Here is a 15079-nt window from a genome sequence, read left to right on the forward strand (position 1 = left end):
ATCACAAGTTTGGGTGACGCATCATTTGGTAATTCGCAACACCAGAACCAAACTCAACTTGGCTTACTAATTCAAAGCCAAATTTTTGATAAATAGGAATGTTAGCTGGGTTAAACGTGTCCAAGCCACATACGCGTTGCTGCTGGTCAAAACACTGCAATTGGGGATAAACCAACGCTGAAGACAAACCCATTCCCCGCATAGACTTTTTGACGAACAAAAGCTCAAGATAGCTATCACAACCCGATTTTAATTTGGTGATATTCGCTTCCATCTGTTGCAGAGGCTTTTGCAACTGACCTATGCGTCCAATGCTGCCACTGGTTAACATCCTAAACTGTAACTTGATTGCCTTGAGCCGTGAGTAGTAGCCTTCGCTACGCAGATCATTCCAAATAACAGCCGCATCGAGATTATCCCCGATATAGAATCCACTGAGCACACCGTCGCTGGAGTTAAGAATGCGTGATGAGAATATGTTGATTAGCTTTTGGCGTTGAAGCTCTGAGTCACTGAGAAGCACATAAAGCGGGTCGTCAACCAATGCTCGCTCAACACTTGGCATAAAGTTGTGCTGTTCAAAAGAGAGGGTTTTCAACATCATGCTCACTCCTTGTCATGGATTGCCGCCAGTATATCGAAAACTGAATCAAACATTCTCTGCGCACTCACAAAGCGCGACCAACCACCAAAGATCTTGGCTTTTAGATATGAAAAAGGCAGCGTACGCTGCCTTAACTTAAAGTTTGAAGTAATGAATTACTTGGTTTGAACTGCCCCGCCACTCCAAGTTTAAGTCGCGTTTGTCTTGTTCAAACTTACCGTCAATCAGCACATCGATTAAGTCTACCACTTGCTGTTGTTCAGCGGAAAGCTCAGCCAACGTGTAACCAGACCACAACCAAATATCTTTGCCCGGACACTCGTTACGAACGCGTTTTACGATGCGCAATACATCCGCGACATTGGCTGGATGTAACGGATCGCCACCCGATAATGACAAGCCTCGACGTTTGATACGCTGATCATTTAAGTCAGCGATAATTTGATCTTCAAGTTGCTGAGTAAATGGATGACCGCCATCGAGCCGCCATGTACTTTGGTTATAGCAACCGCGACACTGATGCACACAACCAGACACGAACAAAGTGACTCTGGTACCCGGCCCGTTGACCACATCGATTGGATAATATTGATGGTAATTCATAGCTTTAATACAAACGCCAGCTCAGCAGAATCTGCATGAACTGGCATTAATTCCATTAAATGGATTATAGATGTTTAACGCGGCGCTTAACTTCTTCTTGTTTACCGAAGTTAAACGGACGAGCATCAGGGCTACCTAAGTAACCACACACACGGCGCGTTACTGAAACTTTGCTTGAGTCATGGTTGCCGCAGCTAGGGCAAGTGAAGCCTTTGCTCGTACAGTCAAACTCACCGGTGTAACCGCATTCATAACACTCATCGATCGGCGTGTTGGTTCCGTAATAAGGAACTCGAGTATAGCTGTAATCCCAAACGTTCTCTAAAGCTTCAACGTTACGTTGCATGTTAGGGAACTCACCGTAACAGATAAAACCGCCACTCGAGATGTGTGGGTAAGGCATCTCAAAATCGATCTTGTCGTATGGATTTACTTTTTTCTCAACATCCAAGTGGAAACTGTTGGTGTAGTAACCTTTATCAGTCACTCCTTCAATCACACCAAACTCTTTAGTGTCGATGCGACAGAAACGGCTACATAGGTTTTCACTCGGAGTACCGTATAAGCTGAAACCGTATCCAGTTTCTTCCGTCCATTGATCAACATGTTTCTTCAAGTATTTAACGATGTTGATTGCTTTTTCACGTAGCTCTTGTGCATCGTATACGTGCTCATCAGTGCCATACAGAGCATTCACCATTTCATGGATGCCAATGTAGCCCAGCGAGATAGATGCGCGGCCATGTTTAAAGATATCGGAAATCGAGTCGTCCGCTTTAAGACGCACACCACATGCTCCTTCCATATAAAGAATAGGAGCAACACGTGCTTTTACGTTTTCAAGGCGCGAAATACGTGTCTCTAGAGCGCGACGCGCAACAGAAAGCTTTTCATCTAAGATCTTGAAGAATGCTTCTTCATCACCATTCGCTCGAATCGCAATGCGCGGCAAGTTCAAGCTTACTACACCAAGGTTATTACGACCCTCGTGAACAAGCTCACCGTTTTCTTCGTAAGTGTTCAAGAAACTACGGCAACCCATTGGCGTTTTAAATGATCCCGTTACTTCAACCACTTTGTCGTAGTTTAAGATATCTGGGTACATACGCTTAGAAGCACATTCTAAAGCTAGTTTCTTAATATCGTAGTTCGGATCTTGTTCTTTGTGGTTCAAGCCGTCTTTGATAGCAAACACCAGTTTAGGGAAAACCGCTGTTTTACGATTTTTACCTAAACCTGCAATACGGTTCTTTAAGATCGACTGCTGGATAAGACGAGATGCCCAGCTTGTACCTAAGCCAAAACCAAAAGTTACAAATGGTGTTTGACCGTTCGCAGTGTGCAGTGTGTTTACTTCATATTCCAGGGACTGGAATGCGTCGTAACACTCTTTTTCAGTACGAGAAATCGCAAATCCTTCAGGATTGTGGATATCCCACTCTTTGGCGATAGCCAAGTGTTTCTCATAACTGGCTTGTACATAGGGTTCTAGTACTTCATCAATGCGGTTGATGGTGGTACCACCGTAAATATGGCTCGCCACCTGTGCAATGATTTGAGCAGTCACTGCCGTAGCGGTTGAAATTGACTTTGGCGTATCAATTTCTGCGTTACCCATTTTAAAGCCATGCGTTAGCATGCCTTTCAAATCAATAAGCATGCAGTTAAACATCGGGAAGAACGGCGCGTAATCGAGATCGTGATAGTGTAAATCACCTTCTTCATGCGCTTGAACGATATCGCGTGGCAAAATGTGGGTTTTCGCATAGTGTTTAGCCACGATACCTGCAAGCAAGTCACGCTGAGTTGGAATTACCTTACCATCTTTGTTGGCATTTTCATTGATAAGGTCAACATTACTCTCTTCGATCAAGCCTTCGATTTCACGAGTCAAAGCGCTTTGCTTCTCACGAGCCATATCACGATCATGGCGATATTCAATGTATGAACGAGCCAGTGATTTGTATGGGCCTTGCATGAGTTCATTTTCAACCAGCGTTTGGATTTCGTTGATGTGAACTTCATCGTGATCTTTAAGTTGCAGCTCAACTGCTAACGCCACATTTAGTGCATAGATAGCAATTTCGTTATTCACGCTCTCTGCTGCTGCTTCCACTGCTGCTTGTATACGATCCCTGCTAAACGGAGCTCTTGAGCCGTCACGTTTGATTACGATTGGTTTCACCTTTTCTCCTTACCCAGCATACTCACAGACTTATCCACAAACACACTATATAGGGCAATTAATTATTAGACTGACACTAGATGTTGTGGCGTATTAGACTCCAAAGCACACTTCAAAAGTATTGATCGAGATCAACAAAACTCGGTTACAGTACAATAAGGAAACGATCTTATTGGCATGGCTCTCAGATACAAAGAAAACAATGAAAATTGCAATTTTTTCGCTTTTAAACTTGATTTTTTATGAAGGCTTGCGCGATAAAGGGTTATCAGTGACGAAACAAAAAGAGCGGAAAATTTTGCCCATGAAGCCTCTCATTTTTCTATATGTTGTGGTATTAACTGCTTTACCAACACAAGCTACTGAATCGCTCAAACTTTCGACATGGAACATGGAGTGGTTTGTTTCTGAGGGAAACAAGCGTTTTGCGCCTTCGTTACGCAGTAACGCTGATTTTTACAAAATGGCACTCTATTTCCAAACTCTTGAAACACCGATACTCGCGTTCCAAGAAGTTGGTGACTCAAATGCCTTAACTCGCATTATCGGTGATCAATATCGGGTCTACCTTTCGGATCGGTCACAGCCCGAGTATGCCCACTTACAGTTTGATAATCTTAATCAGTACACAGGCTTTGCGATAAGACACGACATCGCAGTAAAAGATGTTGCGGACTTTTCTTTACAACCAACATCTCATCGCGACAGGCTTCGCTTCGCCAGTTATTTGATCGTTCAACCTGAGCATTCTCAACCTATCCACTTATTAAGTGTTCATTTAAAAGCGCGTTGCACGGGACGTTTTGAATCAAAAAGCGCATGTAAGACACTCAAAGCTCAGGGCAAAGCTCTTAACCAATGGATCAAAACACGCGAAGAAAACGGTGAACGTTATATTATTAGTGGGGATTTCAACCACAATCTTTCGTATAACGGAGATTGGCTGTGGCGAGATATTAGCGAGGACAGCGATGCTGTTTTAGCGAGTAAAAATGTGGCAGCTAAGTGCAAAGTACGCAGCCGAAATCACCCCAACCGAACGCACCAGTTCCGTTCGGTGATAGATCATATGATTATCAGTCAAGATATCAAGGTGAGCTCAATCGCACAAAACCTTTATCAAACCCAAGATGTCCTCGACTATCAACTCAGTGATCATTGCCCTATCACTGCCACATTTGAACTTGGTCAGTAGTCAAGCAAGCACATCGCGAGTGCAATGCGGATAATGGAGCTAGGATGATTTGCTGGCGATTATTTTGGTCAGTGTTGAACCTAGAACCATTGAGGCAATAAAGATGATAATCCCGATATTGCCATAACTGGCACTGGCAATCGCTGGACCAGGACACACACCTGCCACTCCCCAACCAAGCCCAAATATCGCAGCGCCACCTAGCAAACGCTTATCAATATTAGTATTTGTGGGTAAGCAGTACTTCTCACCAAGCAAAGCGTGACCGCGAGGCTTAATCAAAAACAGGTATGCGGGCATAAACACCATCAAGGCACCCCCCATCACAAACGCTAAACTCGGATCCCACTGCCCCGCTACGTCTAAAAATCCGATCACTTTCGCGGGATCTATCATTCCTGAGACTGCCATACCGATACCAAACAGTAATCCACTTATTGCAGCAACTAATAGTTTCATTGAACTACTCCTATACGGTATGAAGACGAACAAATACAGTGACAGCGGCAACAAACATAAAAGTTAGCGTTGCGACGATAGAACGCTTGGATAGTCGTCCAATACCACAAATACCATGCCCGCTTGTACAACCATTGCCCAAACGAGTTCCAACACCCACCAGCAAACCGCCAAGAGCAAAACTGCCAACTGAAATAGTCGCTGTATTAGGAATCACAATCTCACCTAAAGTCACAGCAAGCGCACCGCCAATGACCATACTGACGACAAAGACTAAACGCCAAAGAACGTCACCTTTTTCATGGGAGAAAAGACCGTTTACTATGCCGCTAATTCCAGCAATTTTACCGTTTACCAACAGTAATAGGGTTGCAGAACACCCCAGCAAAATGCCTCCAATCAACGAACTCCAAGGTATCAGTTCAAACATAATCACTCCTTTAGCGACAGAACACGGTATGTAATGATTCCACCAGAACTTCCACTCGCGAATCTGCCAACGAATAGAAAACCTGTTGTGATGATTTGCGCGCTTTAATGATGTTGTGTTTTCGCAGCACAGTTAGATGCTGGGACAACGCCGATTGGCTCAGGGCTGAGTTAGCTTGCAATACGCCAACACCGACCTCACCTTGGATCAGTTGGCAAATCACCATCAATCTTTCGGGATGCGCCATGACTTTGAGCATTTCAGCGGCTTGGGCTGCGCTATTTCTCATCTCATCGAGGTCAAATGGTTGGGTGTTCATAATCTATCCTGCTCAACTTTTGCACTCATCATATCCCAGCCATTAAATTAGTCAATGCTAATTTAGATTTTATGTAATTAGAAAAATATACATTAGACATTTCTAATTTTGGTTATTATAGTAGCAGTTAGTGAACAACATTGATGCAATTGGACTGTGTGAACAGCCAACCGTTATGAATTAGGAGCAAGAAATGACCAAGATAGTGATCATCGGTGGTGTGGCAGGTGGTGCATCTGCCGCCGCTCGAGCGCGTCGTCTCAGTGAGGATGCTGAAATCATCATGTTTGAACGAGGCCCTTTTGTCTCATTTGCTAACTGCGGATTGCCCTATCATATTGGTGGTGACATTCAAGAACGCAGTCAACTGCTGCTGCAAACACCGGAAAGTTTCCTAGCTCGTTTTAATGTCGATGTAAGGGTTATGAATGAAGTTGTTGCGATTAACCGCCACCAAAAAACTGTCACGGTTAAGAATTTGTTGGATGGCAGCGACTATCAACAAGAGTATGACTTCTTGTTATTGAGCCCAGGTGCTGCACCTGTTGTTCCACCAATTCCAGGCGTAGACAACCCGCTGACGCATTCCCTACGTAATATTCCAGATATGGATAAAATCATTCAAACCATCAAGATGAACAACGTCGAACACGCAACGGTTGTCGGTGGCGGTTTCATTGGTCTTGAAATGATGGAAGCGTTTCACCAGTTAGGGATCAAGACCACCCTTCTTGAACTATCCGATCAAGTGATGACACCAGTTGACCGTGAAATGGCAGGTTTCGCCCATGAAGAGATTCGTAATCATGGTGTGGATTTACGTCTCGGTACGGCACTGAGTAGCGTTGAGTACATCCCTCAATCCAGTATTGCCAATCAAGATGCTGGCGAAAGTTCTGAGCATCAACACTTAAATGGTCACCTTATCTTAACGTTGAGTGACAGCAGTCAACTTAAGACCGACATTCTCATTATGGCGATCGGTGTTCGCCCAGAAACAACCTTAGCAGAGCAAGCGGGCCTGCAAATTGGTGCGCTTGGTGGAATCTATACTAATGAGCACATGCAAACCAGCGACCCATCGATTTATGCTGTCGGAGATGCGGTAGAAGAACAGGATTTTGTCACTGGCGCTCAGACTCTCGTTCCATTAGCAGGTCCGGCCAACCGCCAAGGACGCATGGCGGCAGACAATATGCTTGGGCGCAATGAAAGCTATCAGGGAACACAAGGTACTGCGATCTGTAAAATCTTTGACTTAGCGGTGGCATCTACAGGGAAAAACGAGAAGCAGCTAAAACGTGACAACATCACGTATGAAAAAGTCTATGTGCATACTGCAAGCCATGCTAGCTACTACCCTGGCGCAGAAACGGTTTCGTTTAAAATGTTGTTTGATCCGCTAACAGGCAAAATTCTCGGAGCACAAGCGGTGGGCAAAGACGGCGTCGATAAACGAATCGATGTGATGGCTGTCGCTCAACGCGCGGGGATGACCGTTGAGCAACTTCAGCACCTCGAACTGACTTATGCGCCACCGTATGGCTCAGCGAAAGATGTGATCAACCAAGCTGCTTTTGTTGCCAATAACATGGTTAAAGGTGACGCAACAGCGATTCATTTTGATGAGATTGATAACCTGACAGATGATCAACTGCTACTCGATGTCCGCAATCCAGCAGAACGAGAAAATGGCAATCATCTGGCGAATGACGTCAACATTTCGGTTGATCAACTTCGTCAGCGTATCGATGAACTACCAAAAGACAAAGAGATCGTAATCTACTGTCAGGTTGGTTTACGCGGCAACGTAGCGTATCGACAGCTCGTCAACAATGGGTTCAAAGCCAAAAACCTCATTGGAGGCTTAAGAACCTATCTGTACGCCAAAGCGTAACAAACACCACCAAGAACTAGAAATGAGGAGTACGCTCAGTACTCCTCTTAAACTATCGATGCCAACCCTGACATTGTATATTCGTCGGTGAGAAAACCTTTAGCTTGCTCAAGTAATACCGGTTTACTGATAAAGTAACCTTGGATATATCGACAGCCCATCTCGCTTAGCAAGTTCAGTTGTTCTTGAGTTTCCACCCCTTCCGCAATCACATCCAACCCCAGTTGCGTTGCTAACATATTGACGGACTGCACCAAAACAGCATTGGTTTTGTCGCTTTCAATATTACGAATAAATGAACGATCGATTTTCAGAATATCAACGCTATTCTTCATCAAGTTGGAGAACGAAGCGAAACCTGTACCAAAATCATCAAGTGCTAGTTGTAATCCTTTATGACGCAATGAGTGCAGCAGTTCTTGAACTTCTGGCTTATCCTCCAACGGTACAGACTCCGTGATCTCGATAATAATATCGGATGTACTGAGTCCAAAGCTGTGTAAAATTTCTAATATTGAACAACTCTCGATGCTTTCATCGGTCAACTCGTCTATCGAACGATTGACTGAAATCTTCACATCTTGATATCCCAGCCGTTTGAGGTGAGTGAGATCCCGACACACTTGACTCAAAATCAGATCGCCCAGTTGACTGATATAACCAAACTCCTCAGCAATAGGAATAAACTCAAATGGGGAAATGACTTCGTCACCTTCAGTCCATCGTGCGAGTGCTTCAAACTTGACGACTTTGTTCTGCACCAAATCATAAATAGGTTGATATTCAACATGCAGGCGCGCCTCATCAATCGCTTGCTTTAGCTTAATGCCAAGAGTCTCTTTTCTTCCGATATTCTTCTCCAAAAAGATCGAATAACGTACTGTACTTGGATGGGGTTGCGACTTAGCCGTATCGAGAGCGTAATAAGCTTTTGCCATTAAATGGGTACTGTTGGCCATATCTTCTGGCATTGCGTATCCCATGTTTATATGTAACTTCATCAAGCGGCCATCGATGTAAAACGGTTTTTCAACTCGAGTACGGATCTCATCAATCAAAGTCTCGATGTCGTCGAGGTTGTCAATATGCCATGCGAGAGCAAACTGATCCGCTGCATAACGACAAACACTCACCGCCCCACCGCGGAAATTCCGATAGAGCTGCAAACCGACATAGCGCAGCACTTTATTGCCGAAACTCTCACCATAAAGGTTGTTGATTGCCGAAAAACGATGAATATCAAGTAACACCACAATCAGATCTTTGTGCTGATCAAAGTACTGCATAAACTTAGTTCTGGTCTGCAAGCCAGTAAAATCTTGCTTATTCTTGTATTTTAGCAACTCACTTTCCATCAGCTTCCGGTCGCTGATATCATCAAAAATACCGATGTAATTCTTAACGATACCGTTGTTATCTTTCACCGCAGAAATAGACAATGACTCCGGATAGATCGCGCCTGTTTTCGCCTTGTTCCATACTTCTCCCGACCAATGTCCAGTTCGCCCTATTTGATGCCACATCGCACTATAAAACTTTTTGTCATGCATACCGGAGCGGAAAATACTGGGTGATTTCCCATAGACTTCCCCCTGGCTAAATCCAGTGATTTGCTCAGCTTTGGCATTCATGTGTCGGATTCGGTTATCCTCATCGGTAACAATGACCCCATTGCTGGAAAGCTCAATGACCTTGGTCGCAATCAGATGATTATTCTCCAACTGAGAAAAGTCAGTGATATTTTTTATATTGCCTTCAATAGATTTCAGTTCGCCCTTCTCGCTGTATGACTTGTAGAAGGTCAACTCTAATACCAAGCCACACTTGGTATGCTCTTTGTCAATCACCACTTTGCTGATTGAACTGGGTGTAATTGCACCAGAAAGAAATTGGGCATAACGTCGAGGAGAACGGAAAATGAAATTTGAAAAGAAAGTATCGAAACTGAGCTGGCAACTCGCAGCAACAGCAAACATCGATTTTAAGTTGTTTGAGTAAGTAAACTGGTTTGAGGTGACATCCCAATTCCAAGAGCATGATTGTGTAATATGTTCAGAACGCTCAAATTGCGCCAGCAGCTGGTTTTTTTCTCGGGTCAGTCGCTGCTGGACTATGGTTTTGCCAATCAGTAAACCCGCAGTGCGCAGCCAAACATCATCAAACGTACGTTGTTCTAAAGGTGTGGAATAGAGTAACGCGAGCACACCAACAATGCATCCTTCTTGGTTCAACAACGGCACGCCATAATAGCTCTCTATACCCAGTTCTTGTAGGGCAAAATCATCAGGGAACTGTTGCTGAACATCAGAATTATAACGACAAATGTTCCGATCATTTCTAACATTGTCACAAGGTGTTCCGACCAAGCTATAACGAATGTTCTTTGCGCGTTTGCCATCAATCAAATAAACCAAAGTGATGGCCTGATTCTGAGCAACATCAAACTCAGCGACAACACAATGTGAAGGTTGATATTGAGTGTAGATTTCCTTCAAGCAGCGCCAATAAAGATCGTCTTCGTCATGTGCACGAATGACCTCATTAACAAGTACTTCCATTGTGAATCTACCCCTATATCAATCTAGTTAAAACTTTAGTGCTATTGACGTTGAATCTATTGGTCTGGGAAACCCATATCAAATCGACTCCAATTACAACATGATAACCTGAATAACAAAATTACCACAATTTTATTACGTCAATTCAGTTATCTATATCAATTTTTTGCTAGATTTTCTCACCCAGTGGTAGAGTTTGTTTCCTTATCTACAAGCTGCGGGGACATGGATCAAATCGATATATAGAAATATCGACTGCTCTATATTTGCTCAGTAAGTCGCGAATCAGTTTACAGTCTGCCGTGTATCTATAGTCAAATTAGCTCTAGATTTAGAATCTCAGAGCATTGTTACTGATTCGAGTACAAGGAAAATTACAACGTGAAATGGTTATCTATTTGCCAGAAAAGTCCCGCAGCAGTCTTACTCCGAAGAGTGCGTTTCCTTGTCTACAAGCCAAATCAATTCATCGAACGTTTCATCTCAAGTTGTTCAAGCATATCCTGATGTAGTTGACGAATCACACGTCCGGTAGACAAGTCCATCAACACCTCCGGTGCCAGTCCTTTGTATACAATCGATTCCTGCTGATACCAAATGCGTTTTTGTGAAGGAATATGCACGGTATAAAGATCCGTTACGTGGTGAGGAACCGGCACGCCGTAGTCTAACGTTCCTTGAGTTCTATGCCCGTAAGTCACTACTTTAGGGCTGCCCTTAGTGGCTAAAATGAACTCTTCCGCACTTGACCCTACCCTCTCATCTTGCACTACAAACACGCGCTGAAGATGAGTTAACTGATTGTCAGATGCCACCTGGGGCCATGAAAACTCTATCCAAGTATTGGGATACTTTGTCATATCCTCAAGCAAAGCGATAAACAGGTTATAAACCGCTGGACTTTGCTCTTTGAGATCACTTTCTACAAGCTGCTGATAGTATCGGGTATTGTCCTCTGATGCGAGAACGTGCCACATGGAATGGTATTCGTGTGTACCTATCAGCTCAAGTACGGCGAACATAGCGACAAAGCTACTGCCGTCGTTGCCACGCAGATCAATAATTAACCCTTCGGTATTTTGTAAACGCTGATAGTGCTGGGAGATTAGCTGTCGCAGGTAGCGATGGTGCTGGTAATCGAAGGATGGCAGACGCAGCAATGCCACATCATCTGACAACCAATCAAACTGAGGAGCTTTTGCCTGCTCGGCACTTACATCCGGAGGCAACGTTTGGCTATCGTGGGTCAACTCAATATGCATTATCGGGTCTGCAAATGCATCGAGCCAAATATCTAGATACTTAACACATTGCCGCGTTGATACCCCAACTATCTGTTCATCGACTTGGCTTCTAACCAACTCTATATGTGAACGGTCTTTATCTGCAAAGCCTGCATAGTTCTCTTCTACCGTATTAGAGAGTGTTTGCAATGCATAGTCACAAGAAGCCGTTTGGGCTAAGGAGTAACTCGAATAGAGCGTTAAAAAAGACAACAACAATGGACAAACTTTAAACATCATCTCCCCATAAAGCATCAACTGCAGTGATGAATAAGTAGTTTTACTATGAGTGAACGGAATAATAACACGTAATTAAGACACGCCAATGCAACCCATTGCATTATTGACAAAATATTACACTTTTCTTTCATTACCATTACACATGGCAAACGCTTGAAGCGACGAGAATAATTGCAAGCAAAAGAGCATGACTGACAGAGAAACAATCAAGGCAACCTACAACCACTACGGTCTTGAACAAAACGGTCTTTAGGTATCAAATCAGGTGACAAGGACCGTTTGCCTAACGAATTACGTGATTAATGTTTTACGAAAATCAAATTGTCGGTATCAAACCCACGAGATTGTGCATCTTCAATAAATTGATCAATAACGGATTGAGGCACTTGCGGGGTTCTAGCTAACAACCAAAGGTAATCCAGCGTGGGGCCGGAAACAAACGCATACTGGTAGTCTTCCTTGTCTAAACCAAACACAACATAAGAGCTGTAAAAGGGCCCAAAAAATGAGACTTGCAAGTGGCCAATGTCATCACGATTGACAAAAAACGCCTTGCCATCCGCTTGTTGCCACGCTTTTTCTACAGGATCGTAACCACGATTAATCACGGCAACGCCTGATTTTTCAAGCGGTAAGTACTCTGCGGTAACGCGCTCTAATCCCTCTTCAAACGAATGGTCGAGTCGAGCGATCTCGTACCACTTCCCCTCGTAGCGGCTAAGCTCAAAATTGTCGACGGGTTTCACCCTCTCAGGCATACCTAAACATCCAGACAACGACAACATACCTAACAGTACAACCACGAATTTCATAAACTCTCCCTAAATACATTCGCGAACCGAACTATGCAACAATCAAGACAATTAACAATAACAACGCACACTGATGCGTTTTTACAAATGATGCACAATACGTACTCCACACTTTAAGGGCTAAGTTGATTTCTTCTTCGCTTAATTTGCCAAGTTTGAAGCATATTTGAGATCTAGTTATCACTAATTTAACCGCAACTCTAAAAGTGCAGATAAAAAAAGAGGAGCAGCGCTCCTCTAATCATCTTACTACCCTATTAATTAATCATACCGTCAAGCTTCGCTGGTCTCTTTTGGCTCGACAGGAAGCACCTGCTTAACATACGTTCCCGGCGCACTGCCTAGCACTGGATAGTTTTCACTGCCTTGCGCAAATGGCTCGATTAACTCATCAGGCGTTGCTCCAACTAGCCACTGGTTCCAATGACCCCACCATGAACCCTCATGATGGCTTGCTGAACCAAGCCACTCATCAGCGGTATCTTCTAAACTTTCATTGACCCAAAAGCCATACTTGCTTTTATCAGGATGATTGACGATACCCGCAATATGACCGGACTCACCGAGAACAAAGGTTTTGTTACCACCAACCTTGAGCGCTCCTCGATAAGTACCTTGCCAAAGCGCAATATGGTCTTCTTTAGTAGAAATGAAATAACTTGGGATTTTGATCTTATCCAAATCAATCCATACACCACCAATTTTCACGCCTTTATCTTGAACTAGCTTGTTCTCAAGATAGAGCTGACGCAACATAAAGTTGTGGGTGGGTGCAGTGACGTTGGTACTGTCACTATTCCAATAAAGGAGGTCGAAGTCTACCGGGCTTTGCCCTTTGAGATAGTTATCAACGTAGTAGTTCCAGTAGAGGCTGTTCTCTCTCAGTAAACTGAAGGTAACGCTGAGCGAGCGCCCATCCATAAACCCTTTTAGGTTGTTTTGAACTTCAATGGCATTGATGATCGGTTCATTAATATACGCCCCAACCTCACCCGGTTGAGAGAAGTCCAGCAAAGTGGTAAAGAAGGTGGCACTCTTAATACGTTTTTTCATCCGCTTCGCGGCATAGTAGGCCACTGTAGATGCCAGTACAGTCCCGCCGATGCAGTAACCTGCTGCATTGATCTGCGGCTGCCCCGTAATCTCCTCAATCGCAGAGACCGCTTTTACCACCCCTTCAGTCACATAGTCACCAAAGTCGACGCTTCGCAGCTCAACGCCAGGGTTTCGCCACGAAATCATAAACACACAGTGTCCCTGATTAAGTAGCCAACGAACCATTGAGTTCTTCTCACGTAAATCGAGTATGTAATACTTGTTCACGAATGGAGGCACAATTAATAACGGCGTTTTATGCACCTTTTCGGTGAGCGGTCGGTACTGGATCAGTTCAAACAACTCATTTTGATACACGACATCACCCGGTGTGTTCGCAATATCTTCACCAACACGAAATGCGTTATTGTTTGTCATGCGAACTTTGAGGATATCAGAGCTCGCATCCAGATCACTTTTCAGTTGATCCAGACCAGCCAGCAAGTTTTCGCCATTTCGTTCGATGGTAAGCTTTAGAAGCTCAGGGTTAGTCGCGATAAAATTACTCGGTGAAAGCGCATTGATGGCTTGTCGAGAGAAAAAGGCCAACCGCTCCTTTGTCTTATCATCAATGCCTTCAATACTGTTGATAGTATCGAGGTAGGTTTTACCAAACAGCAAATAGGATTGCTTGATAAAATTGAACACCAACTCGTTACGCCAGCTATCGTTACTAAACCGTTTATCTCCCTTTTCAGCTTCTACAATACAATCTGTATTGCCAGCCAACACCACGTTTTGCCAAATATCTAGCTGCTGCTTCCACCACTGAGCTTGGACTTCCATTAGCGCTGTCGGTTGATTTGCCGCTTTTTCAAACAACAATGCCGTATCTTCAAAGTTGACTTCTTGCATTGCCTTATTAAACGGGGTATTTACGGATGCCCTGTTGAGCTCTAGATCCTCCCACCACTTTTGATTGGTTTCTTGGAGCTTAACAAGGTAATCCGAAAAGAAGTGTTGAAACATGTGAGACTCCTTAGATCGGAAAAAAGCCGCCTAAGAAAGGCGGCAAGCTTAGTCAGTGTCTATGCGGGATTCACTGTCTTAAGGTTTTCCGATGTAAGCTTCTCTACATCCTCTTTGAATTCTTTGGCGATACTTTGCAGCTTATTGCTGTCATCCATCATCTGCTGAGACAGCTTAGAAAGTACCGTAAGTTGCTGAGAGTTAAACGTCGCGAGTGATGGCGCGTCTTTGATTTCACTTGCCGCTTTCATTTGTGTCAAACCCATCTCACTGTATGTGCGCATGGCGTTTAGTTGCAGTTCAGTGACAACTTCAACGTTTTTTGTCACCAACTTATTGAACTTGATGTACGGCTCAAGTTGTTTTTCAGTTTGATCGCTAAAGTTTTTAAAAAAATCAGTATACATTTTGCTAACTCCTAGTTTTCTTG

Annotated in this window: 13 protein-coding genes; 2 read left to right on the top strand and 11 right to left on the bottom strand. The window is 43.8% G+C overall.

All coding sequences use genetic code 11. From position 1 onward, the window contains the following. Position 1: 1 nt before the first annotated feature. The 3 genes from GZK95_RS18845 to nrdD all read right to left on the bottom strand — a co-directional run bounded on the left by GZK95_RS18845 (position 2) and on the right by nrdD (position 3392). Positions 2 to 604, bottom strand: a complete 603-nt coding sequence (locus tag GZK95_RS18845) for a GNAT family protein (RefSeq protein ID WP_151148818.1) — start codon at positions 602 to 604, stop codon at positions 2 to 4. Between the two features lie 135 nt (positions 605 to 739). Then, positions 740 to 1207 carry an anaerobic ribonucleoside-triphosphate reductase-activating protein gene (nrdG, locus tag GZK95_RS18850; protein WP_075715082.1) on the bottom strand — a complete coding sequence of 156 codons (468 nt, stop codon included), beginning with the start codon at positions 1205 to 1207 and terminating at the stop codon, positions 740 to 742. 64 nt (positions 1208 to 1271) lie between these two features. Beyond that, on the bottom strand, positions 1272 to 3392 hold the full coding sequence (nrdD, locus tag GZK95_RS18855) for an anaerobic ribonucleoside-triphosphate reductase (RefSeq protein WP_075710912.1): 2121 nt from the start codon (positions 3390 to 3392) through the stop codon (positions 1272 to 1274). 304 nt (positions 3393 to 3696) lie between these two features. Here nrdD and GZK95_RS18860 point away from each other — a divergent pair, with 304 nt between their 5' ends. Next, entirely contained in the window at positions 3697 to 4587 is an 891-nt protein-coding gene (locus GZK95_RS18860; protein ID WP_171972106.1) for an endonuclease/exonuclease/phosphatase family protein, read from the top strand. 39 nt (positions 4588 to 4626) lie between these two features. Here GZK95_RS18860 and GZK95_RS18865 read toward each other — a convergent pair whose 3' ends face one another. Genes GZK95_RS18865 through GZK95_RS18875 form a run of 3 tightly spaced genes read right to left on the bottom strand, consistent with a single transcriptional unit; the run spans position 4627 to position 5795 of the window. Further along, complete coding sequence (locus GZK95_RS18865; protein WP_075715078.1) at positions 4627 to 5046, bottom strand: YeeE/YedE family protein; 420 nt, start codon at positions 5044 to 5046, stop codon at positions 4627 to 4629. Positions 5047 to 5056: 10 nt separating this feature from the next. Further along, positions 5057 to 5476, bottom strand: coding sequence for a YeeE/YedE family protein (locus tag GZK95_RS18870; RefSeq protein ID WP_075715076.1), 420 nt, complete (start codon positions 5474 to 5476; stop codon positions 5057 to 5059). Positions 5477 to 5486: 10 nt separating this feature from the next. Further along, a complete protein-coding gene (locus tag GZK95_RS18875) occupies positions 5487 to 5795 on the bottom strand; it encodes an ArsR/SmtB family transcription factor (protein ID WP_075715073.1) in 309 nt (102 codons plus the stop codon). Between the two features lie 193 nt (positions 5796 to 5988). On the opposite strand from GZK95_RS18875, the gene GZK95_RS18880 reads away from it, so the two are divergent. Beyond that, positions 5989 to 7692 (top strand): FAD-dependent oxidoreductase, encoded by a 1704-nt coding sequence (locus tag GZK95_RS18880; RefSeq protein WP_075715070.1) that lies wholly within the window; start codon positions 5989 to 5991, stop codon positions 7690 to 7692. A 47-nt stretch (positions 7693 to 7739) separates the two neighbouring features. Here GZK95_RS18880 and GZK95_RS18885 read toward each other — a convergent pair whose 3' ends face one another. The 5 genes from GZK95_RS18885 to GZK95_RS18905 form a co-directional block, all read right to left on the bottom strand. Further along, complete coding sequence (locus GZK95_RS18885; protein WP_075715068.1) at positions 7740 to 10250, bottom strand: sensor domain-containing phosphodiesterase; 2511 nt, start codon at positions 10248 to 10250, stop codon at positions 7740 to 7742. Between the two features lie 461 nt (positions 10251 to 10711). Then, positions 10712 to 11773, bottom strand: coding sequence for a S41 family peptidase (locus GZK95_RS18890; RefSeq protein WP_161987233.1), 1062 nt, complete (start codon positions 11771 to 11773; stop codon positions 10712 to 10714). 299 nt (positions 11774 to 12072) lie between these two features. Continuing rightward, positions 12073 to 12585, bottom strand: a complete 513-nt coding sequence (locus tag GZK95_RS18895; RefSeq protein WP_075715066.1) for a lipocalin family protein — start codon at positions 12583 to 12585, stop codon at positions 12073 to 12075. Between the two features lie 273 nt (positions 12586 to 12858). Next, positions 12859 to 14649, bottom strand: a complete 1791-nt coding sequence (phaC, locus tag GZK95_RS18900) for a class I poly(R)-hydroxyalkanoic acid synthase (protein ID WP_075715064.1) — start codon at positions 14647 to 14649, stop codon at positions 12859 to 12861. A 59-nt stretch (positions 14650 to 14708) separates the two neighbouring features. Then, positions 14709 to 15056 (bottom strand): phasin family protein, encoded by a 348-nt coding sequence (locus GZK95_RS18905; protein WP_075710932.1) that lies wholly within the window; start codon positions 15054 to 15056, stop codon positions 14709 to 14711. Between the last annotated feature and the right edge of the window lie 23 nt (positions 15057 to 15079).

The sequence above is a fragment of the Vibrio panuliri genome, from assembly GCF_009938205.1.
Classification (GTDB): domain Bacteria; phylum Pseudomonadota; class Gammaproteobacteria; order Enterobacterales; family Vibrionaceae; genus Vibrio; species Vibrio panuliri.

Coding starts and splice junctions, on each gene's coding strand:
- GZK95_RS18845 (WP_151148818.1), bottom strand. CDS start 604: ATGATGTTGAAAACCCTCTCTTTTGAACAGCACAACTTTATGCCAAGT.
- nrdG (WP_075715082.1), bottom strand. CDS start 1,207: ATGAATTACCATCAATATTATCCAATCGATGTGGTCAACGGGCCGGGT.
- GZK95_RS18860 (WP_171972106.1), top strand. CDS start 3,697: ATGAAGCCTCTCATTTTTCTATATGTTGTGGTATTAACTGCTTTACCA.
- GZK95_RS18865 (WP_075715078.1), bottom strand. CDS start 5,046: ATGAAACTATTAGTTGCTGCAATAAGTGGATTACTGTTTGGTATCGGT.
- GZK95_RS18870 (WP_075715076.1), bottom strand. CDS start 5,476: ATGTTTGAACTGATACCTTGGAGTTCGTTGATTGGAGGCATTTTGCTG.
- GZK95_RS18875 (WP_075715073.1), bottom strand. CDS start 5,795: ATGAACACCCAACCATTTGACCTCGATGAGATGAGAAATAGCGCAGCC.
- GZK95_RS18880 (WP_075715070.1), top strand. CDS start 5,989: ATGACCAAGATAGTGATCATCGGTGGTGTGGCAGGTGGTGCATCTGCC.
- GZK95_RS18885 (WP_075715068.1), bottom strand. CDS start 10,250: ATGGAAGTACTTGTTAATGAGGTCATTCGTGCACATGACGAAGACGAT.
- GZK95_RS18890 (WP_161987233.1), bottom strand. CDS start 11,773: ATGATGTTTAAAGTTTGTCCATTGTTGTTGTCTTTTTTAACGCTCTAT.
- GZK95_RS18895 (WP_075715066.1), bottom strand. CDS start 12,585: ATGAAATTCGTGGTTGTACTGTTAGGTATGTTGTCGTTGTCTGGATGT.
- phaC (WP_075715064.1), bottom strand. CDS start 14,649: ATGTTTCAACACTTCTTTTCGGATTACCTTGTTAAGCTCCAAGAAACC.
- GZK95_RS18905 (WP_075710932.1), bottom strand. CDS start 15,056: ATGTATACTGATTTTTTTAAAAACTTTAGCGATCAAACTGAAAAACAA.